The sequence below is a fragment of the Pelagimonas sp. genome, from assembly GCF_058892305.1.
In genome coordinates, this window is record NZ_JBZXVN010000032.1 from 44,868 (window position 1) to 65,480 (window position 20,613).

Here is a 20,613-nt window from a genome sequence, read left to right on the forward strand (position 1 = left end):
AGGGATGTGTCGTTTTTCTGCGTTGCAGAAGCCTGTTTTGCCGCCCTCTGTCGCCTATTGATCAACGCGCGTCGCAAATGCGACATGGCGCATTAACCTTGGCGTTTGTTCCCCTTTCGTGCTAGAAGTGCCTAAAAAGCAACATAAGCGGGCAGCGATGCGAGTATTGGGGATTGATCCGGGTCTCAGAAACCTTGGATGGGGCGTGATTGAGGTCGACGGAAGCCGACTCAGGCATATCGGAAATGGCGTTTGCCACTCAACAGGCACGGAATTGGCGGTTCGCCTGCTGTCCCTGCATGAACAATTGACCGATGTTTTGCGCAAATACGCGCCCGATATTGCCGCCGTTGAAAAGACATTTGTGAACAAAGACGCGGTTGGCACCCTGAAACTAGGGCAAGCGCGCGGGATCGCCTTGTTGGTTCCGGCGCAATTTGGCCTGCCGATTGGCGAATATGCCCCCAATAGCGTCAAGAAAACCGTGGTTGGTGTTGGTCATGCCGACAAGAACCAGATTGCTCACATGGTGAAAATGCAATTGCCCGGCGTTGATCTCGCCGGGCCGGATGCGGCGGATGCTTTGGCGATTGCCATCTGCCATGCGCATCACCAAAGCGTAAACAGAATGAAGGTGCGGGCATGATCGGGCGTATTGCAGGGCGGATTGAATACAAGACCATGGACCACGTCCTGATTGATGTGCGTGGCGTTGGGTATGTCGTCTATTGCACCGATCGCGTCATGGCATCGTTGCCGGGCGTTGGCGAGGCGACGGCCCTTTATACTGATCTTTTGGTGCGCGAAGACCTTTTGCAGCTCTTTGGTTTCCCGACCTTGGTGGAAAAGGAATGGTTCCGCCTGTTGATGGGGGTTCAGGGGATCGGGGCCAAGGCGTCGCTTGCGATCTTGGGCGCGCTGGGCGCGGATGGCGTCAGCCGGGCCATTGCCCTTGAGGATTGGAATTCCATCAAAGTGGCCAAAGGTGTTGGCCCGAAAACCGCACAACGCGTGGTGATTGAGCTAAAGGACAAGGCCCCGACCGTCATGGCCATGGGCCAATCGGAACCGACAACGGCGGAAGATGTCATTGATGATGTGATCGAAACCCCGACTAAACCGACGCGCAAACCCAAAGCGCCCGCCAAGAAAACCAATGCCTCTGCGCAATCCGAAGCCTTGTCCGCGCTTGGTAATTTGGGCTACGGCCCAAGCGAGGCCGCCGCCGCTGTGGCACAAGCCGCCGGAGAAGCCCCCGAGGCCGAGACCCCGGCTTTGATCCGCGCGGCGCTGAAACTGCTCGCACCGGCGGGCTAAGGCGTTTAGGGACACATCATGACAGAGCCTGACCCAACCCTGCGCCCCGAGCAAATGCCCGGCGACCGTGACCGCGCTTTGCGGCCGCAAATGCTTGATGATTTCATCGGTCAGGCCGAAGCCCGTGCCAACCTACGGGTGTTCATTCAATCGGCGCGTGAACGTGGCGAGGCGATGGACCATACGTTGTTTCATGGCCCACCCGGCCTTGGGAAAACCACGCTGGCCCAGATTATGGCGCGCGAATTGGGGGTTGGTTTTCGCATGACCTCTGGGCCGGTTTTGGCCAAGGCCGGTGATTTGGCCGCGATCCTGACCAATCTGGAACGCAACGACGTTCTGTTTATCGACGAAATTCATCGGATGAATGCTGCCGTCGAAGAGGTGCTTTACCCGGCGATGGAGGATTTTGAGCTTGATCTGGTGATCGGCGAAGGCCCCGCGGCGCGCACGGTTCGGATTGAGTTGCAGCCCTTCACGCTTGTCGGAGCCACCACTCGGCTGGGGCTTTTGACCACGCCATTGCGCGACCGGTTCGGCATTCCGACCCGGCTGAATTTCTATGAAATCCCCGAATTGGAAACCATCGTCGCCGGAAACGCGCGCAAACTTGGCGTGACGATGAAGGGCGACGGGGCGCTTGAAATTGCTCGACGTGCCCGTGGAACCCCGCGCATCGCTGGCCGTTTGTTACGACGTGTCGTCGACTTCGCCATCGTCGAAGGCGGTGGTGTCGTGACCAAGGCGTTGGCCGATAGCTCCCTGACCCGTTTGGGCGTGGATGCCCTTGGGTTGGATGGCGCAGATCGGCGGTATCTCAAACTGATTGCTGAAAACTATGCTGGTGGCCCGGTTGGGATCGAAACCCTATCCGCAGCCCTAAGCGAAAGCCGAGATGCACTTGAAGAAGTGGTCGAGCCATACCTGTTGCAACAGGGCCTGATCCAGCGCACCCCGCGTGGCCGCATGTTGGCCCAAAAGGCCTGGACCCATCTTGGTATGGCAGCCCCCAAGCCACCGGGCCAAACGGATTTGTTTGCCAAGTAAGTGGTGCGCCTCTTGATTGGCCTGATCTGCGTCGGAATTTCGACTGGTGTTGCGACCCAGACTATGGCTAAACCCCGCGCAGGTTTTGAAACCCATATCGGGCAGACCCAGCCGCAGGAGACGTCATGACACCGCAAGAGATCGAAACGCTGTTTACCCGCAATGACGGCTCTTATCTATGCGCCCGCTGGGGGCGACCGATCGTGCCGATTGTCTTTGGTATCGAAGATGAGACCCTGAGCATTGTCAAAGGGGCGTTTGAGGCGCTGTGCGTTTTGTCCGATCACAAAATGGCGGAAACCGACCCGGAGCTTGGGTCAAACGTCATGATGTTCTTTTTCCGCGATTGGGATGAACTGCTTGGCGTTCCGGACCTTGATCGGCTGATTGACGGGCTTGATCCGATGGTTGCCCGCCTCAAAGACGCAGGGGCAAACCAGTATCGGGTTTTTCGCTTTGATGACACCGGGGCTATTCAAGCGGCGTTTGTCTTTTTGCGGATGGATGACGTCATGGCGAAACAGCCAGCCGAGGATTTGGCGCTGAGCCAAGTGGCTCAGGTCTTCCTTTTGTGGTCGGAAAAGGCGTTTTCGGAGCGCTCACCTTTGGCCAAACTAGAAAGCGGTCAGGTTGTTTTGCATCCCGAGATCGGCGCGGTCATCAAGGCCACCTATGACCCGGTGATGCCGCCCGTCGCCCAAGACCCAAGCCACGCCTTGCGATTGTCAGCCCGGGTCTTGTCTATGGGGGCAAGTGACGCTAGTTGATTGGGATCAAGGTGACGCAAGGTAAGGGGTTCTACTTTTTATCAAAAAGGAGATGCCCAACGTGCCCATGGCCTATGCCGAATTCCCCGAGCGACGCACAATAGAGCTTACCGTACGCGGTGCACTGTGCCGCGAAGACTATGCATCTATTATGATGCCAATGGCCGGGTTCATTAAGACACAAGGAAGCATTCAGGTCATCGAAATCATCGACAGTTTCGCGGGTTTTGATGAGCAAATCGTCACCGAACCGGGCCCCGAAGATGGCGGGCTTTTGGCGCATATCGACCGGGTGGCGATTGTGTCGGATATCGGGTGGTATTGCCCGATCATTTCTGCGGCTCCCGTCACTTTGGGGATACGGATGAAATCGTTCAAACGGGCAGAGTTGGAAGAGGCGCGTCGCTGGGTTCTTGATAGGTAGTCAAACCCAGCGACGCCTTTGATTTAACGCACCATTCCGACGATGTCGTAGGTCCGTTTCAGGACCGGTGCCGCGATGGCGCGGGCTCTTTCGGCCCCTTGCGCAAGGATTTTGTCGATCTCGGTCGGGTCATCCATCAAGCGGCGCATTTCGTCCGAAATTGGCGCAAGCTTCTCGACAGCCAAATCTGCCAGCGCGGGCTTGAATTTGCCCCAACCGGCCCCGGCATAGTTGCTGATCACTTGTTCAGAGGTTTGACCAGATAGCGACGCGTAAATGTTGACCAAATTGCGCGCTTCGGGGCGGCCATCTAATCCGTCAAGCGTCTCGGGAAGCGGTTCCGGATCGGTCTTGGCTTTCTTGAACTTCTTGGCAATCTTATCCGCATCATCGAGCATGTTGATGCGTTCCATGTCGCTTTCACCAGATTTCGACATCTTCTTGGACCCGTCGCGCAGGTTCATCACCCGTACGGCTGGGCCTTCGATGACCGGTTCCGCGATTGGGAAAAAGTCGACCTTGTAGTCGTGGTTGAACTTGGACGCGATATCGCGGGTAAGCTCAACGTGCTGTTTCTGGTCTTCACCAACCGGGACATGGGTGGCGTGATACAACAAAATATCCGCCGCCATCAGCGATGGGTAAGCATATAGCCCAAGCGATTGCTTTTCCGCGTTCTTACCGGCTTTTTCCTTGAACTGCGTCATGCGGTTCATCCAACCAACACGTGCGACACAGTTGAAAATCCACGCTAATTCCGCATGCTCATGCACTTGGCTTTGGTTGAAAAGGATCGATTTCGCCGGATCAAGGCCCGAGGCGATATAGCCCGCCGCCACTTCGCGGGTGGCTGTGCGCAGATCGCTTGGGTCTTGCCAGACGGTGATGGCGTGCAGGTCCACCACGCAAAAGATGCTTTCGGTACCAGCATCCTGAGCGGCGACAAATTTTTGGATCGCGCCAAGGTAGTTGCCCAGCGTCAGCCCGCCCGAGGGTTTGATCCCCGAAAAGATGCGTGGGGTAAATGCAGATGGGGTTTGGACGCCCTCTGTCATATTTCTATCTCCGTCTGGAATAATGGACTCGTGTGGCTTACCCATGGCATCAGGCATCGTCAAGAAAGAGCAGAAATGACCCATCCGCATAATGAACGCGCTGTTAACCCGCTTCCTCCGGTTGTGGTGGCCCTCTTTCTGGTGATGGCGGGTTTAGAGTTGGCCTTCAATCTCGCCGAGCGCGGATTGATCGGTGATCGGTCCGCCGTTGGTTGGCGCATCGAAGCATGGGAGCGGTTTGGCTTTTCGGACAAGGTCTTTGAATGGATGATCAGCACCGGGCAGTGGCCGGTCGAGCATCTACTCCGGTTTGTTGCCTATGTGTTTGTCCACGCCAATTTCACCCACGGTCTTTTTGCGATGGTGATCCTTTTGGCAATGGGCAAAATCGTGGCCGAATCCCTTGGGGCTTGGAAATTTGTGGTGATCTATTTCTCAACCGCTGCCGTTGGGGCCTTGGCCTATGGGCTGGTGTTTGATGATCCGCGCATTTTGATCGGGGCTTACCCGCCTGCCTACGGTCTTATTGGCGGGTTCACCTATTTCATGTGGGCAAAGCTTGGGGCCTTGGGCGCGCCTCAGATTTTGGCGTTCCGGTTGATCGGGATGCTTTTGGTGATCCAGTTCCTTTTTGCGCTCTTGTTTGGTGGCGATAATTCTTGGGTTGCCGAGCTGGCCGGATTTGCCACAGGGTTTGTGATCACCGTTTTGCTGGTTCCCGGCGGTTGGTCACGGTTCTTGGAGTTGATGCGGCGCAATTGATTACTTGCGTCGTCGCACAATGCCGCGGAGTTCCGAAATGCTAAACGCGCCGAGCAATTGACCTGATACGCCATAGGCGAGCGATCCGATGGCAATCAGTACCAAAAGCGCCAAATATCGGACATATTGGGCATAGAGCCAGGGGCTCAACGCCAGATGTGCCGCCCAAAGAACGCCGCCCATCACGGCCGAAGCAAGACAAATGCGCCAGAGGCGGCTGTAAAAGCGGCTGTCAAAGCGGGCGACATCCCCCATTTTGCGCGCGCCATTGGCCAGCATCGCCACCATGACCCAACCCGCAACCGTTGTTGCGATCGCCGGTGCAAACCAGCCGATCACGGGCGCAAGCCCAAAGGCCAGCACGGCGTTGATCACCATCGCCCAAGCCGCATAGCGGAACGGGCTTTTGGTGTCGTGACGGGCAAAAAACAGCGGTTGCAGCACTTTTTGCAAGACAAAACTCGGCAGGCCCAAGCCATAGATCGCAACGGCCAAAGCAATCGCCTGGGCGTCGGCGTGGGATGTCGCTCCGCGTTCAAAAAGAACAGAAACGAGTGGCAAAGGCACAACCATCAAAGCAACCGCAGACGGGATGGTTAGCGCCAATGACAATTCCCCGGCCCGCGAAAACGCCTCGCGCCCACCTGTTTCATCTTGGGCCTTAAGGCGGCGGGACAGGTCAGGCAGCAAAACAATCCCCACGGCGATGCCGACTACGCCAAGCGGCAGTTGATATAGGCGGTCTGCTGAATAGAGCCATGAAATGGCGCTGTCGAAGCTCGACGCAACCCATTGGCCAACGAGCAGGTTGATCTGCATAACACCACCCGCCAAGGCGGCGGGAACGGCGGTCACGACCAGCATTTTCATCTCAGGTGTCCAGCGCGGACGCGATGGCCGGAGCTTGATCCCGGCGCGATCAGTGGCGATCCAAACCAGGGTCAGCTGTGCGATCCCTGCGAAAGGTATTGTCCAAACCAGCCAAGTGACAACTTCACCGCCCACAGCATGGGCGATGGCCATAACGAGGATTGAGAAAATATTGAGCAAGACGGGCGCAGCGGCGGCGGCGGCAAAGCGGCCGGTCGCGTTCAAAACGCCAGAGAACAGCGCCGCAAGCGAGATGAAGAAGATATAGGGAAAGACGATCCGGCCGTACCCGACGGTGAGGTCAAAACGTCCGTCCCCCGCCAAGCCGCCAGCGGTCGCATAAACAAGGGCGGGCATGAAGATCAAGGCTAGCGCTGTGAGTAGTGTTAGAACCAAGGCTAGGCCGCTCAAAGCATCGCGAGCAAACCCGACCGGGTCTTCATCCGCTTCGTATTTCTTAGAAAACATTGGTACAAAAGCGGCGTTAAATGCGCCTTCGGCAAAGAAACGACGAAACATGTTGGGCAAGCGAAAGGCGGCGACAAACGCATCCATGACCGGGCCGGGGCCGATGAGGCTCAGGATCATGATTTCGCGGACAAATCCCAGAATGCGGCTTGCCAATGTCCAAAAGCCGACGGTCATCACGCCTGAAATCAGTTTGATCGGTTTCATGATAGCTGCCTTTCGAATTGCGGCAGGCCTATCGGATTTGGCTGTTCGGGTAAACGGGGCAGGAAACCCTTTGATCAAACCGGTGTTTCAAGCGGCTTTCAAAGCGCGTTTACCCCGGAAAGATCCGTCTCATTTCCTGGTCGAAATGCGACCAACTCATCGTGGCTTTGTTGCCTGCGATCCCCTTGTAATAGGATTCGCCATTTGACGTCGGTAGACCAGCCCAGATTTTGGCGAGGTTGTGCATGAAACGACGGCGCGGCAGCTCACCTTTGATCACCTCATGAACACCAGCTTCGGCCAAGAGAACATCGGCCAAGGCATCTTGAGTTTTCTTGTCGAACCGCGCCTGACGGCTAATCCCGCGCTTTTTCACCAAACGGCGCAGGGTTGCGGGGATGAATTGATAGCGCCCAATGGCGTGTTGTTGGCCCGGCGTGTTGGCGATCCAGGTATAAATCTCCTGGATTGTCATGTCGGTCGGGCGTTTGGACGGCTTGCGTTTGGCCCCATGTTGAACGGCGTCATATCCCTTCTTGCCGGCCTCAGCCATAGCAATCAGATGACGGATGCGCGCCAAGGGGGTGTTTGGGGTCATCCCCAAATGAAAGCGGGCGGCGGTGGGTTGGGGTTTTGCACGGGCGGGGTAGGGGGCCAGAAGGCTCCCTGCGGATTGACCGGCAAACAGGCTGCTGTTGTTGCGCGGGGCGGTTGTTGCCGCGCCAGAAGTTGCAAACATCGGCTGACGGGTGGCCAAAAGGCTACCGCGATTGTCCATCGGCAATTGTTCCGCAACAACGAAGGAGCCCCCCCAACCACATATCCAAAGCCCGATCACAAGTACCCAACGGTGCATTCTGCCCCTCATCTTTTCTGTTCAACCAGCGTTATGAAGCAAATTTGTTGACAACTGATTTCGAATTGCCCGGCTTTGGCGCAATTCTTGGCGGTCAAGCGCTGTGCCCCCTTGCGTTTAGGGCGCAACCACTTAAGACACAGTGATCCAAAGACATAGGAGAGTGATTGCCATGCGTATGCGCGACACGTTTATCAAGCCGATGCACCCCGAAGGGCGCAAATTCGTCGCCATCTTCGCCGCGATCACATTTGTTCTGTTCCTGATCTGGGAGCCATTGGGTTGGATCGGCGTTGGCCTGACCGTCTGGTGCTATTACTTCTTTCGCGATCCAGAGCGGGTCACTCCACAAAAAGAAGGGCTGATCATTAGCCCGGCGGATGGCATCGTTTCGTTGATCGAAAAGGCTGTCCCCCCTGCGGAACTCGGCATGGCTGACGCCCCGCTGACCCGTGTCAGCGTGTTTATGAGCGTCTTCAATTGCCACGTGAACCGCGCACCCATCGCCGGGAAAGTCACGGCTGTGGCCTACCGTCCGGGCAAGTTCTTTAATGCCTCGCTTGATAAGGCCAGCAAAGACAATGAACGCAACAGCCTGCGCATCGAAATGGCCGATGGTCGTGATTTGGCCGTTGTGCAAATTGCGGGCTTGGTTGCGCGTCGGATCGTTTGCTTTGTGGAACCCGGTGTTGAATTGCAAACCGGTGAACGCTTTGGCCTGATCCGTTTTGGCTCTCGTCTGGATGTGTATCTTCCTGACGGTGTTGACCCGATGGTTCAGCTTGGCCAGACGATGATTGCCGGTGAAACTGTACTTGCTGACTTGACGGCCAAGGGCTGAGGCTGATCAAGTTAGGCATGACAAACCCCACCGAAAAACCAGAACGCGAATTTTCGCTTATCCAGCTGCTGCCAAACGCGCTGACCATTGCCGCAATTTGCGCCGGTTTGACGGCCATTCGTATGGCGGCACAGGATAACTATGTGCTGGCGGTGAACCTGATTCTGCTGGCGGGTGTTTTGGATGGGTTGGATGGCCGATTGGCACGGGCCTTGGGCAGCGATAGCGAAATGGGGGCGGAGTTGGATTCGCTTGCCGATTTCCTGAACTTCGGTGTCGCCCCGCCCCTCATACTCTATTTCTGGGCCTTGCAAGACGTGCGTGGCATTGGATGGTTTGCGGCGCTGGTCTTTGCGATGTGTTGTGTTCTTCGTTTGGCGCGCTTTAACGTTGGCAATAAGACAGCGGAAAACGACGGGGCGAGCGCCTTTTTCGAAGGAGTTCCGTCACCCGCCGGGGCATACCTTGTGATGATGCCGCTCTATTGGTCTTTTGCATTCCCCGAAAGCGACGGGCTGCCGGGCCTAATCCTGTGCTTGTATATCATTGTTGTCGGTTTGTTGATGGTGTCGCAAATCCCGACATGGTCATTCAAATCGACTAAAATCTCACGCAGCAGTCTCAAGTTCTTCTTCTTTGTGATCTCGATCGTTTTTGCAGCTCTGCTCACATATGCGTGGCTCACATTGATTGTCTTGTGTTTGGCTTATGTGGGAACGGTTGTTTGGGCCTGGGTAAGCGCGAAACGCCTTTAGCCAAAGTCGGGCGGCTAAACTCGGGGGCAAATTCCCCGAATCCTGTGATAAAAATCCCAGGCGTTCTACGATTGGTTGTGCCAGATCTACCCAGGGGGCATTTAGTTCATCGTTTCGAAGAGACATTTGGCCCGCCAAATTGTGGCATTTTCCCAACCAAACGGCGTATTCTTGCTTTTGTGGCACTGTTAACCAAATGATAAGCGCCCTGAGACGATATTGACGTTGCGATACTGTCGCAATCCGGTATCTAGGCTGAAACCTACGACAGCAGTACAGGCGCATGGACCGACATTCAGACCTTTCGGCACAGCAGTCCGAACCCCGTGACCCCCGTGATTGGGTCAAACTTCTTTCGCAATATCGCGATCCAAACTGGAAGCAAAGCTGGTTTGAGGTGGCGGTTACCGCGATCCCTTTCATCGTGCTTTGGGTTCTGGCGTGGAAGGCGCTCGCGGTTAGCTACTGGCTATCCTTTGCCTTGTCGCTTCCGGCGGGTGTTTTTCTTGTTCGCTTGTTCACCATCCAACACGATTGCGGGCATGGGTCGTTTTTTGCCAGCCGTGGCATGAATGATTGGCTTGGCCGTGTACTGGGTGTGTTGACGCTGACCCCGTATGACGTCTGGCGCCGCACCCATTCGATCCATCATAGTTCACATGGTAACCTTGGCCGCCGAGGCATCGGTGATATTCACACGATGACCGTTGCAGAATATCGCGCACTAAACTGGCTTGGTCGCTTGAACTATCGCCTGTATCGCAACCCGATCATCTTGTTTGGCTTTGGGCCAAGCTATCTGTTCTTTCTTCAAAATAGGTTGCCGATTGGCTTGATGAACATGCGCAAATATTGGATCAGCGCGATGTCGACCAATTTGGTGATGTTTGTTGCATTGGGCATTTTGTATTGGTTTGGTGGCTGGGCTCCAATTCTGATTATCTTCGTTCCGTCAACGCTGACCGCCGCGACGATTGGCATGTGGCTGTTTTACGTCCAGCATCAGTTCGAAAACGCCCATTGGGAATCGGAAGAAGACTGGCAGTTGCATGATGCCGCCCTCCACGGCAGCTCGTATTATGTGTTGCCAAAGGCCTTGCAGTGGGCCAGCGCCAACATTGGCATTCACCATGTGCACCACCTCTATAGCCGCATCCCCTTTTATCGCCTGCCCGAAGTGCTGCGCGATCATGCGGAACTGGCTAGCTCAAACCGGATGACCATCCGCGAAAGCTTTGCCTCGGTGCGGTTGCACCTTTGGGATGAGAAAAGCCACAAGCTTATGTCGTTTAGGCAAGCCCGAGCGATTTACGGATAAACGAAATTGTAAAAGCCGATCTGAAACCAGATCGGCTTTTGTTTTAGCCCTGACGGCACGCAGATTCCCAATCGGTTAGAAACTGCATGATCTCATAACTATCTTGATGGCCGGGAGAGGGGCGCGCTGCCTCTTGCTCTTTGGCCATCACATGCCGTTCAACCATTTTGATCTGGTGATAGAAGGCGTCAAAATCATCTTCGACATAGATGTCTTCGACATCACCGTCATAGGGGCGCCATTGCAAATGTGAGCGTCCGGCGATGGGTTGCCAAGGGTTGGAAACAAATCGCAGTTCTCCCTTGCTCCCCAAAACGCTAAACGCATTGCATGTGCCGTAGCTGTCCGTGGATTGCAGCGTTGCAATGACACCGTTGTCGAAGCGTACCAAACAGGCGGCATCACAAATGGTGTTGTCGCTGTTTAGGTTACCAACACCGTGCAATATGCGTTGCCCAAAGGCCCTTGGCCCGCACATGGTTTGAACAGTAAGGTGCAATAAGGACGCCGGATAGCACCCCAAATTGTAGAGAGTGCCCATCCCTAACGGATTGACGACCTTCCAGATATCGGCGGCATAAACACCAGACACTGATCGTAATTCCCCCAAACGCCCATCCTGCAAAATCTCAAAAAACCGGTGAAGGAACGGATGAGCCAGATACATGAAACCCTCGACAAAGAAGGTTCGATGCGCCCGAACTGAGGATAGCAATATATCTGCATCGTGCATGGTGGTCGTCAGGGATTTTTCCGACAAAACCGCCTTGCCCGCTTTGGCTGCCGCCGCTGTGAGCGTGTGATGAACATGGTTGGGTAGGCCGATGTAAATCACATCAATCGACGGATCGGCCAAAACCGCACCATAGTGGGTTGAGATCATGGGAATGCCATGTGCGGCCTGAAACTTGGTCAAAACCTCTGGCTTACGTCCCGCGATGACCTGCACCTGCGAACCGTCGCTTCGCGCTATGCCGTCGATGACTTTATTGGAAATAAAGCCCGTGCCAAAGATTGCCCAGTTCAGTGTCATTCCCTAGTGGTAGCGAAGTTTTTAGGGGATGCAAATGGCGGCCCGACGTGATCGCGCCGCCACAACCCCACTTAGCTATTGGCTTGTTTGACACCCGCGGTGATAGCCGCACGTAGGCGGGTTTCCAGCGTTTTCTGTTTGCTTTCAGTGTAGAATTTCAGGCCAAACATGTCTTTGACATAGAAGGTGTCGACCACCTGTTCGCCATAGGTCGCGATGACCGCAGAGGCGATATAAACGTTGGAGTTTGCCAGAGTGCGAGCCAGATCATAGAGCAAGCCGGGCCGGTCACGCGTATCGACCTCGATGATTGTGTAAATCTCGGATCCCTCATTATCAAAGGTGATCGACGTCGGCACCTTGAAGGCGCGTTCGCGCTTCTTGAGCTTGTCCTTTGATTTGATCGCCTCGCGGGCCACCACCTCCCCCATAAGGGTTTTGCGGATCATATCCTTGAGGCGCGGAATGCGCGCGGTCTCGTAGGGGGCTTCGTCGCTGTCCTGAATCCAAAACGCGGCGGTGGCGTAGCCATCCTTGGTGGTAAAGGTGCGTGCATCGACAATGTTGGCCCCAACAAGCGCCAAGGCCCCGGTCAGCCGCGAGAAAATCCCCGGATGATCGGCAATGGCAAAACAGACGCGTGTGGCGTCGCGGTCTTCGTCGGGATGAATGTCGATTTTGATTTCATCGTCGGAAATGTCACGAAGCAGTTCGGCAAAAACCAAATGGGCGGTGATGTGGAAGCCCTGCCAATAGGGCGGGTAGTGGCGACCCACTTCTTTGCGCAACGCAGAGGTTGTCCAGTCGGGCAAGCGTTCCCGCAGCAGTTTCTTGGCTTCGGCACCACGGTTTTCGCGGTTCAGGGCCTCCATTCCATCTTCGAGCGCCCGCCGGGTTTGACGGTAAAGCGCGCGGATCAGGGAGGCTTTCCAATTGTTCCACGTATCAGGCCCAACGCCGCGAATATCGCAGACCGTCAAAACACATAACAGATCGAGCCGTTCAACGGTTTTGACCACTTTGGCAAAATCGCGCACGGTGCGCGGGTCGGCAATATCGCGTTTCTGAGCCATGTCCGACATGACCAGATGGTGGCGCACCAACCATTCCACCGTCGCCGCCTCTTTGGGTTTCAAGCCAAGGCGTGGCGCGACTTTGCGGGCGATCTTGGCCCCTAGGATCGAGTGATCTTCGTCCCGACCTTTGCCGATATCGTGCAACAATAGAGCCACATACATAACCTTGCGATTGATGCCGCTTTTGATGATTTCGGTGGAGACCGGAAGCTCTTCGCCCACTTCACCGCGCTCGATATTGGCGAGATGTTGGATAACCTGAATGGTGTGTTCGTCGACGGTGTAGTGGTGATACATGTTGAATTGCATCATCGCCACAATCGGGGCGAATTCGGGTATAAAGGCCGACAAAACCCCAAGCTCATTCATACGCCGCAGCGCCCGCTCGGGGTTGCCATGTTTTAGGACAAGGTCAAGAAACTGTTTTTGCGCGTCCTTGTCGTTTCGCATGTCGTCGTCAATCAAATCCAGATTGGCAGTGACAAGCCGCATCGCATCGGGGTGGATCAAGAGACCAGTGCGCAAGGCTTCTCCGAAGAGGCCCAGAATGTTGCGATTATCATTCAAAAAGGTGGTGTCATCCGCGATGGCAAGGCGGCCATTCACGACTTTGAAGCCTTCTTTGACCCGTGGCTTGCGTTTGAAAAGTCGCTCAAGAAGCGGCGGGGCTTTCTTGTGGTCCGCCTCAAGCGAGGTCAGGAAAATCCGCGTGAGATCCCCAACGGCTGTGGCATGGCGAAAATAGTCTTGCATGAACCATTCCACACCGCGCCGCCCGGGTTTGTCGGTATAGCCCATGCGGTCGGCCACTTCGACCTGCATGTCAAAGCTAAGCTGTTCAACAGGGCGTCCAGCCGCCAGATGCAGGTGACAGCGCGCCGCCCACAAAAACCGCGCAGCTTGAACAAATTTTTCGTTCTCATCGGGATGAAACACCCCAAGCTGCACCAGTTCCGAGATGTCATCAGTGTGGTGCACATATTTGGCAATCCAATAGAGCGATTGCAGGTCTCGCAACCCGCCCTTACCTTCTTTGACATTGGGCTCGACCATGTACCGCTGGCCCTGCTTTTCGTGCCGTGCATCGCGTTCGGCTAATTTGGCCTCGACAAATTCGCGTTCGGTCCCGGTAAACAGGTCATTCAACAGGCGCTGGTCCAGCTCTTCGGCAAGCGGGGCGTCACCGGTCAAATAGCGATGCTCAAGCATGGCGGTGCGGATGGTCATGTCTTCGCCGCCAAGACGAATACAATCTTTCACCGTGCGAGAGCTATGGCCAACCTTCATCTTCAGGTCCCACTGCATGTAAAGCATCGATTCAATGACGCTTTCGGCCCAAGCGGTGATTTTGTAGGGGGTCAAAAACAGCAGATCGACATCGGAAAACGGGGCCATTTCGCCGCGCCCGTAACCGCCAACGGCAATCACCGAAAGGCGTTCACCTTCGGTCGGATTGTTGAGTTTGTGCAAACGTTTGGTCGCGACCTCAAAGGTCAGGCGGACCATGCCATCGGTTAGCCATGTATAGGCGCGGGTGGTGCGGCGGGCCCCAAAGGGTTCTGCGGCAAGGGCTTCGGCGATCACTTTGCGCCCAACGTCGCGCGCTTGCGCAAGCTTGGCCACAGTAAGCTTGCGAATCTCGGCTTCCTTGGCGTCTTTGGGAAAGCTTTCAAAAAGCTCGGCACGGATGGTTGGAAGGTCGAAAATCGCTGATGCCGGTGCGATCAAATCGTCCGGCATCAGGTCTTTGTCTTGTGTGTCGGTCTTAGAAACCTGCGCCTGAGAAGGCTTTTGGGGCTGGGTCAAGGATCACCATCTGATTGTCTTTGATCGTTGCCACAGACAGCGCCCGTTCATTGGTGCCATCCGCTTTCAAGCGGAATACACCCCCGGTGCCGTTAAAGCCAGTACCCCGGGTCAATGCTTTGGCGGTCAAAGCGTCGCCCCTCCCTTGTTTGGCCAAGGCACCAATGGCGGAGATGCCGTCATAGGCGATTCCAGCAAGGGGATGGGGAGCAGCACCATAGGTCGCGGAATAACGGCTGTTGAAGGCGTTTTGCTGACCCTGGTCAGGAAGCGCGAACCAAACACCCGTTGCGCCGGGGAGGCTAAACAGATCGGGGCGCACGTCAAATCGTGTCAGGCCAACATATTGAACCTGATCCGGTGCAATGCCATTGCTTGGCAATTGGTTAAGCAACATCGGCATCGCGGCGTTGGTTGCATCGGTGGTGATAAAGATGGAATCCGCTTCTCCGGATTTGACGGCTGCCGCTGCGGCTTGGGCTGTGGCCGTCACCCCTTCGACGGACAGGGTATACCCTTCGGTAGACACAACGCGAATTCCGTTTGCCGAAGCCGCGAGTTCAATCGCAGAGCGGCCGAATTGGCCGGGAACATCATCGGAATAGACAATCACGACGCTCTTTTTGCCTTGGTTGCGGGCATGGGCCATGAGGCGGTTGGCCGTGTTGTTAAACGTTGGGCTCAGAATAAAGACATTGCCGCCGGCAATAGAGGGATTGTTGGAAAACCCGAGTACGTTGATGCCTTCGTCGGCAACCGCGCGACCGGCTTCGTTCACCGCATCGGCGCGCAAGGGGCCGAGAATGATTTTCGCGCCTTCATCAACGGCGCGCTGCGCTTGGGCTGCTGCTGTTGAGGCAACCCCAGCCGTGTCATAGGTTTTCAATTCGATTTGAACGCCATTCAACTCGGCGATGGCCAAACGCGCTGCGTTCTCCATAGAAACAGCGATAGAAGCGGCTTGGGCATCGGACTTGGGCACCAACAACGCCACCTGAATCGGCTTTTTCGGATCGATTTTCGGGCCAGAGTTTCCACCCGCGCTTTCGCCCAAACCACCAAGGGCGGTCGGATCACAAGCAGAAAGCATCACAGCGGCCGCGAGGCCAATTGCGGGGCGTAACGCCTTGCGCATGGGGGACAAAACAGCAAACATGGACGGAGAACTCCCTCGTTTTTGTCGCGGGTTCGCCCCGCGCTTGGTTGACCGCGAATATAAACAAGCAGAGTGAGGGGTCCAGCAATGAATCAGGACAAGGCGGGGAATGGCGCGATGATTGACGGGGAAAATTACGTTGGCATGCGTCAAAACCTAACTGCGGGCCTGTATTTGGTGGCGACACCGATTGGGAATGCCCGCGACATCACGTTGCGGACGTTGGATATTTTGCGTGATGCAGATGTATTGGCCGCCGAAGACACCCGCAGCCTGCGCCGATTGATGGAAATCCACGGTATTGCCTTGGGCGACAGACCGCTGATTCCCTATCACGACCATAACGGAGCCCGCGCCCGACCACGGATTATGGCGGAACTGCAGGCGGGTCGGTCCGTTGTCTATGCCTCTGAGGCGGGCACGCCGATGATTTCGGATCCGGGGTTTGACCTTGCCCGCGCGGTTCAGGATGAGGGATTGCCGGTCACATCCGCACCGGGGGCCTCGGCGGTGGTGACCGCGCTTACCTTGGCGGGGTTGCCGACGGATCGGTTTTTGTTCGCAGGGTTTTTGCCCAATGCATCGGGGGCGCGAAAGCGGGTGCTCAAAGAGCTCTCCGAGGTTCAGGCGACACTCGCTTTCTATGAATCACCCAAACGTTTGGCGGCGTCTTTGAGGGATGCCGTAACTGTTTTGGGGGGGGATCGCCCTGCTTCGGTTTGCCGAGAATTGACCAAAAAGTTTGAGGAAAGCCGGCGGGGGACGGTGGCGGACTTGGCCGACCATTACGCGAATAACAACGTTAAAGGCGAAATTGTTTTGCTTATCGGCAAAGGCGACAAGGCCGAGGTTAGCGAAGACTTAATAGATCAGGACCTACGCTTGGCCCTGCAAACCATGTCGGTGCGGGACGCCGCCGATTTTGTGTCGGGCAAGTTTGATATCAAACGCCGCCCTGTTTACCAGCGTGCCATGCATATGGCCCAAGATGACACGCAAGAAGACAAGGATGAGGAATGACCAAAACCGCACGTCAATCTCGGGGGAGCGTTGGATTTCACGCCGGGATGTCGGCGGAACTTCAAGTTGCCCAAGATTACGAACGACGTGGTTTCGCGATTTTGGAAACGCGGTGGCGGGGGCAGGGCGGTGAAATTGATCTGATCGCCAAAGATGGCGACGGTTTGGTATTTATTGAGGTCAAAAAGAGCCGCAATACCGCGCGCGCCGCCGAAAGGCTAAGCCCGCATCAAATGCTACGGCTCCAATCTGCGGCTGAGGAATTCGCCGGGACCCAACCTTTGGGGTTGTTGACGCCGATGCGATTTGACGTGGCGCTGGTCGACAATCAGGGCATCATTCACGTGATCGAGAACGCGATTGGTCATTAAGATCAGAACCGGCCATTGAACCCAAGGCAGGCATGCGCCATTTATGGCGAGAAGAATTGGGGAAAAACCATGAAAATCGCCTTTCAGATGGATCCGATTTCGGGTGTCGACATCAACGCAGACAGCAGCTTTCGCCTTGCCGAAGAGGCACAGGCCCGTGGGCATGAGCTGTTTTACTATGGGCCGGATCAATTGGCCTATGAAGAGGGTAAAATCACCGCCCGTGGTCACCGGATGACGGTACAGCGGGTCGCCGATGAACCCGCCGTTTTGCAACCCGAAGAGGTTGTGGACCTTGCCGATTTTGACGTGATTTGGCTGCGCCAAGACCCGCCATTTGACATGCACTACATCACAACGACCCATCTGCTTGATCGGCTGGCCGGACAGGTTTTGGTGGTCAATGATCCGTTCTGGGTGCGCAATTACCCGGAAAAGCTTCTGGTTTTGAACTTTCCAGACCTCACACCGCCGACCACCGTGGCGCGTGATTTGCGCACGATCCGCGCCTTTAAGGAACGTCATGGCGACGTCATTCTAAAGCCGCTTTACGGCAACGGCGGGGCCGGTGTGTTCAAGCTGGACGCCCAAGATCGCAACCTATCTTCGCTGCACGAACTCTTTACCGGTTTCTCGCGTGAGCCGTTGATTGTGCAGAAATATCTCCCCGATGTCACCGCGGGTGACAAACGGGTGATCTTGGTCGATGGAGAACCGGTTGGGGCCATCAACCGAGTGCCAGCAGCGGGTGAGGTGCGATCAAATATGCATGTTGGCGGGCGGCCCGAAAAGGTCGAGCTTTCGGCGCGTGATTTGGAAATCTGCAAAGCCATTGGCCCGACATTGCGTGATAAAGGCCAGATTTTTGTCGGGATTGACGTGATCGGCGACTATCTGACCGAGATCAACGTGACCTCGCCGACCGGCATCCAAGAGTTGGAACGCTTTGACGGGATCAACGTTGCCGAAAAAATCTGGCTGGCTATCGAAGCCAAATGCGCCTGAGTTGGCAACTTAGATGTCTGAACAAATGGCTGCGGCATGTGATCAAACCGCAGCTGACCAAAACGCGCGGGCCGGATGACGCCCACAAGGCCTTGGACTTTTTGGCCGGGTTGGCGTTTCGCAAACCTCCCTTTTTGCGGCATTATATGCGGCCCGGTGGCCTGCATTGGATTGCGTCTGGCCCGTGTCAAATAGGCAAGGCAATTCTGTTTTTCCACGGCGGCGGCTATGTCGCCGGGAGCCCGTGGGTATACGAAGGGCTGCTTGGCAGGCTGTCTCGTCTTTCGGGCCTTGAGGTCTGTGCACCGCATTATCGCTTGGCTCCAGATGCCCCGGCCCCGGCGGCCTTTGACGATGCGTTGGCGGCGTGGGATCGGCTGATGGCGCAGGGGTTTGCGCCCAAAGACATCGTTTTGGGCGGTGATTCCGCCGGGGGTGGTATTGCCTTTGCGATTTTGTCAGAGCTGTGTCGGCGCGGAACGGTTCCTGCGGGTGTGTTTTCAATGTCACCTTGCGTCGACTTCGCCCAAACCGGGGCAAGCCTCGAGACGAACAAAGACAGCGACGTGATTTTACCGGTCGCGCGGTTCCAAGAGCTAAGCGACATCGTTTTGGGCGACCTCGACCCCAAGGACCCGCGCATTTCACCGTTGTTCGCGGCGTTTCCCAACTGCCCGCCGGCGATGATCCACTATTCCGAAACCGAGATTTTGCGCGACGATGCCACGCGATTGGCGGAGCGGTTGCGCGGTTTTGGCGGCGATGTTCGCTTGCAAAGCCTATCCGATGCGCCGCATGTCTGGCATCTGATGGATGGCTGGCTGCCGGAGGCGCGCAAAAGTTTGCGCCAATTGGCAAGTTTTGTTCAGGATTCCTTGGCGGACACCAAACGGTAAGACAGCGCTTCGGCCACATGTGGACGCTGTAGGTTTTCGCTTTGGTCCAAATCCGCAATGGTCCGGGCGACGCGCAAAACCCGGTGATAGCCACGCGCAGAAAGCCCGAACCGGTCCGCCGCGCGCAGCAATAGGTCCCGACTTTCGGGTTCAAGTGCGGCGATGTCTTCTAGGGCTTGCCCTTCGGCATCGGCATTGGTGTGCATATTGTCGTGGTTTTCAAACCTTAACCGCTGGAGGTCACGCGCGGCGGCAACCCGCTTGGCAACGGTCTCAGAACTCTCCCCAGTCGCAGGCAGATCGAGATCCGCAACAGACACCGGCGGCACATCAAGACGCAGGTCAAACCGATCGATCAAGGGGCCGGAAATCCGCCCCAAATAGTCTTCTCCACAAATGGGTGCGCGGGAACAGGCCTGATCAGGGGCAGATAAATACCCGCATTTGCATGGGTTTGCGGCCGCCAATAGCAGGAATCGGCAGGGGTAATTGATATGGGCATTGGCGCGGGCCACCATAACCTCGCCTGTTTCAACGGGCTGTCGAAGTGTTTCTAGAACCTGCCGCTGGAACTCTGGCAACTCATCTAGAAACAACACGCCGTTATGGGCCATGCTGACCTCGCCGGGTTTGGCACCGCGCCCGCCGCCGATGATCGCCGCCATAGACGCGGTGTGATGAGGTTGGCGAAAGGGGCGAGAGCGAGGAACACCGCCTTCTTCCAAGATACCGGCCACAGAATGGATCATCGAGGTCTCTAACGCCTCTTTTGCGGACAGGGGTGGCAAAATGCCGGGCATCCGCGCCGACAACATGGATTTTCCAGACCCGGGAGTGCCGACCATAAACAGGTGATGCCGCCCAGCCGCCGCAATTTCCAGCGCGCGTTTGGCCCGTTCCTGACCTTTGACATCACGCAGGTCTTTTGAGGATGTTTGTGCCGCGACTTCACCCGCGATGGCGGGTTCTAGAACGGCTTGCCCTGAATAGTGACGCACCACATCCAAAAGCGTTTTGGCGGCGATGACATTGCAGGCATCGACCCAAGCGGCCTCTGGGCCGGAGGCATAGGGGCAAAGCAAGGCCCGATCATCATTGGCAGCAGACATGGCCGCGGGCAAAGCCCCTAAAACCGGAACCAATGCCCCATCTAATGACAGCTCTCCCAAGGCAACGGTTTGCGCCACGGCGTCCTTGGGGATGATGTCCAAAGCAGCGAGCAAACCAAGTGCGATGGGGAGATCGAAATGTGACCCGTCCTTGGGGAGGTCCGCCGGTGAAAGGTTAATTGTGATCCGTTTGGATGGCAGCGCGATAGCAAGGGAGGCAAGCGCGGTGCGCACGCGATCACGGGCCTCAGAGACGGCCTTGTTCGGCAGACCCACGATGGAGAACGCCGGGAGACCTGGGGTTATGGCGCATTGCACTTCGACGGGGCGCGCTTCGACCCCTTCGAATGCAACTGTGTAGGCATGTGCAACCATGATCCCTGCTCCTTTGCCGGTGCCAGACATTGGCGGCCAAGCTTGAGACAATCATGGTTGCAAAAGTGTTAACGCCCCA

The 20,613-nt window shown here is 56.2% G+C and carries 20 protein-coding genes; 13 read left to right on the top strand and 7 right to left on the bottom strand.

All coding sequences use genetic code 11. The features are described 5' to 3' along the window. Window positions 1–157: 157 nt before the first annotated feature. The 5 genes from ruvC (at window position 158) to AC5EFR_RS13770 (ending at window position 3,555) form a co-directional block, all read left to right on the top strand. Window positions 158–646, top strand: coding sequence for a crossover junction endodeoxyribonuclease RuvC (gene ruvC / locus AC5EFR_RS13750; RefSeq protein ID WP_299925327.1), 489 nt, complete (start codon window positions 158–160; stop codon window positions 644–646). Continuing rightward, entirely contained in the window at window positions 643–1,317 is a 675-nt protein-coding gene (ruvA, locus tag AC5EFR_RS13755) for a Holliday junction branch migration protein RuvA (protein WP_493576364.1), read from the top strand. Before ruvC ends, ruvA begins: the two co-directional genes overlap by 4 nt. Window positions 1,318–1,335: 18 nt before the next feature. Then, window positions 1,336–2,364, top strand: coding sequence for a Holliday junction branch migration DNA helicase RuvB (ruvB, locus tag AC5EFR_RS13760; protein WP_493576365.1), 1,029 nt, complete (start codon window positions 1,336–1,338; stop codon window positions 2,362–2,364). A 125-nt stretch (window positions 2,365–2,489) separates the two neighbouring features. Next, window positions 2,490–3,131 carry a hypothetical protein gene (locus AC5EFR_RS13765; protein WP_493576366.1) on the top strand — a complete coding sequence of 214 codons (642 nt, stop codon included), beginning with the start codon at window positions 2,490–2,492 and terminating at the stop codon, window positions 3,129–3,131. A gap of 52 nt (window positions 3,132–3,183) precedes the next feature. Continuing rightward, entirely contained in the window at window positions 3,184–3,555 is a 372-nt protein-coding gene (locus tag AC5EFR_RS13770; protein ID WP_493576367.1) for a SpoIIAA family protein, read from the top strand. A gap of 23 nt (window positions 3,556–3,578) precedes the next feature. Here AC5EFR_RS13770 and trpS read toward each other — a convergent pair whose 3' ends face one another. Then, on the bottom strand, window positions 3,579–4,610 hold the full coding sequence (gene trpS / locus AC5EFR_RS13775; protein WP_493576368.1) for a tryptophan--tRNA ligase: 1,032 nt from the start codon (window positions 4,608–4,610) through the stop codon (window positions 3,579–3,581). 75 nt (window positions 4,611–4,685) lie between these two features. Here trpS and AC5EFR_RS13780 point away from each other — a divergent pair, with 75 nt between their 5' ends. Next, complete coding sequence (locus AC5EFR_RS13780) at window positions 4,686–5,372, top strand: rhomboid family intramembrane serine protease (RefSeq protein ID WP_493576369.1); 687 nt, start codon at window positions 4,686–4,688, stop codon at window positions 5,370–5,372. Here AC5EFR_RS13780 and murJ read toward each other — a convergent pair whose 3' ends face one another. Together murJ and AC5EFR_RS13790 are read right to left on the bottom strand one after the other, a co-directional pair. Next, on the bottom strand, window positions 5,373–6,917 hold the full coding sequence (gene murJ, locus AC5EFR_RS13785) for a murein biosynthesis integral membrane protein MurJ (protein WP_493576370.1): 1,545 nt from the start codon (window positions 6,915–6,917) through the stop codon (window positions 5,373–5,375). Between the two features lie 109 nt (window positions 6,918–7,026). Next, on the bottom strand, window positions 7,027–7,773 hold the full coding sequence (locus AC5EFR_RS13790) for a lysozyme family protein (protein WP_493576371.1): 747 nt from the start codon (window positions 7,771–7,773) through the stop codon (window positions 7,027–7,029). A 172-nt stretch (window positions 7,774–7,945) separates the two neighbouring features. Here AC5EFR_RS13790 and AC5EFR_RS13795 point away from each other — a divergent pair, with 172 nt between their 5' ends. The 3 genes from AC5EFR_RS13795 to AC5EFR_RS13805 all read left to right on the top strand — a co-directional run bounded on the left by AC5EFR_RS13795 (window position 7,946) and on the right by AC5EFR_RS13805 (window position 10,687). Next, on the top strand, window positions 7,946–8,614 hold the full coding sequence (locus tag AC5EFR_RS13795) for a phosphatidylserine decarboxylase (protein ID WP_493576372.1): 669 nt from the start codon (window positions 7,946–7,948) through the stop codon (window positions 8,612–8,614). A 17-nt stretch (window positions 8,615–8,631) separates the two neighbouring features. Continuing rightward, on the top strand, window positions 8,632–9,369 hold the full coding sequence (pssA, locus tag AC5EFR_RS13800) for a CDP-diacylglycerol--serine O-phosphatidyltransferase (protein WP_493576373.1): 738 nt from the start codon (window positions 8,632–8,634) through the stop codon (window positions 9,367–9,369). A gap of 283 nt (window positions 9,370–9,652) precedes the next feature. Then, a complete protein-coding gene (locus tag AC5EFR_RS13805; RefSeq protein WP_493576374.1) occupies window positions 9,653–10,687 on the top strand; it encodes a fatty acid desaturase in 1,035 nt (344 codons plus the stop codon). A 43-nt stretch (window positions 10,688–10,730) separates the two neighbouring features. Here the strand turns inward: AC5EFR_RS13805 and AC5EFR_RS13810 are convergent, their stop codons facing one another. The 3 genes from AC5EFR_RS13810 to AC5EFR_RS13820 all read right to left on the bottom strand — a co-directional run bounded on the left by AC5EFR_RS13810 (window position 10,731) and on the right by AC5EFR_RS13820 (window position 15,758). Further along, on the bottom strand, window positions 10,731–11,720 hold the full coding sequence (locus tag AC5EFR_RS13810) for a Gfo/Idh/MocA family protein (RefSeq protein WP_493576375.1): 990 nt from the start codon (window positions 11,718–11,720) through the stop codon (window positions 10,731–10,733). 71 nt (window positions 11,721–11,791) lie between these two features. Next, window positions 11,792–14,536: a [protein-PII] uridylyltransferase gene (locus AC5EFR_RS13815; protein WP_493576463.1), complete on the bottom strand. Its 2,745-nt coding sequence runs from the start codon at window positions 14,534–14,536 to the stop codon at window positions 11,792–11,794. A gap of 25 nt (window positions 14,537–14,561) precedes the next feature. Next, window positions 14,562–15,758 carry a penicillin-binding protein activator gene (locus AC5EFR_RS13820; protein WP_493576376.1) on the bottom strand — a complete coding sequence of 399 codons (1,197 nt, stop codon included), beginning with the start codon at window positions 15,756–15,758 and terminating at the stop codon, window positions 14,562–14,564. A gap of 144 nt (window positions 15,759–15,902) precedes the next feature. Between AC5EFR_RS13820 and rsmI the strand changes: the two genes are divergently transcribed. The 4 genes from rsmI to AC5EFR_RS13840 all read left to right on the top strand — a co-directional run bounded on the left by rsmI (window position 15,903) and on the right by AC5EFR_RS13840 (window position 19,050). Beyond that, a complete protein-coding gene (gene rsmI / locus AC5EFR_RS13825; protein ID WP_493576464.1) occupies window positions 15,903–16,778 on the top strand; it encodes a 16S rRNA (cytidine(1402)-2'-O)-methyltransferase in 876 nt (291 codons plus the stop codon). Then, window positions 16,775–17,149 carry a YraN family protein gene (locus tag AC5EFR_RS13830; protein WP_493576377.1) on the top strand — a complete coding sequence of 125 codons (375 nt, stop codon included), beginning with the start codon at window positions 16,775–16,777 and terminating at the stop codon, window positions 17,147–17,149. Before rsmI ends, AC5EFR_RS13830 begins: the two co-directional genes overlap by 4 nt. A gap of 69 nt (window positions 17,150–17,218) precedes the next feature. Beyond that, window positions 17,219–18,154 (top strand): glutathione synthase, encoded by a 936-nt coding sequence (gshB, locus tag AC5EFR_RS13835; protein WP_493576378.1) that lies wholly within the window; start codon window positions 17,219–17,221, stop codon window positions 18,152–18,154. Window positions 18,155–18,192: 38 nt separating this feature from the next. Then, complete coding sequence (locus AC5EFR_RS13840; protein ID WP_493576379.1) at window positions 18,193–19,050, top strand: alpha/beta hydrolase fold domain-containing protein; 858 nt, start codon at window positions 18,193–18,195, stop codon at window positions 19,048–19,050. Here the strand turns inward: AC5EFR_RS13840 and AC5EFR_RS13845 are convergent. Further along, the gene (locus AC5EFR_RS13845) at window positions 19,020–20,534 is read right to left on the bottom strand and encodes a YifB family Mg chelatase-like AAA ATPase (RefSeq protein WP_493576380.1); all 1,515 of its coding nucleotides are present in this window, start codon (window positions 20,532–20,534) and stop codon (window positions 19,020–19,022) included. The genes AC5EFR_RS13840 and AC5EFR_RS13845 overlap by 31 nt on opposite strands. Window positions 20,535–20,613 lie beyond the last annotated feature (79 nt).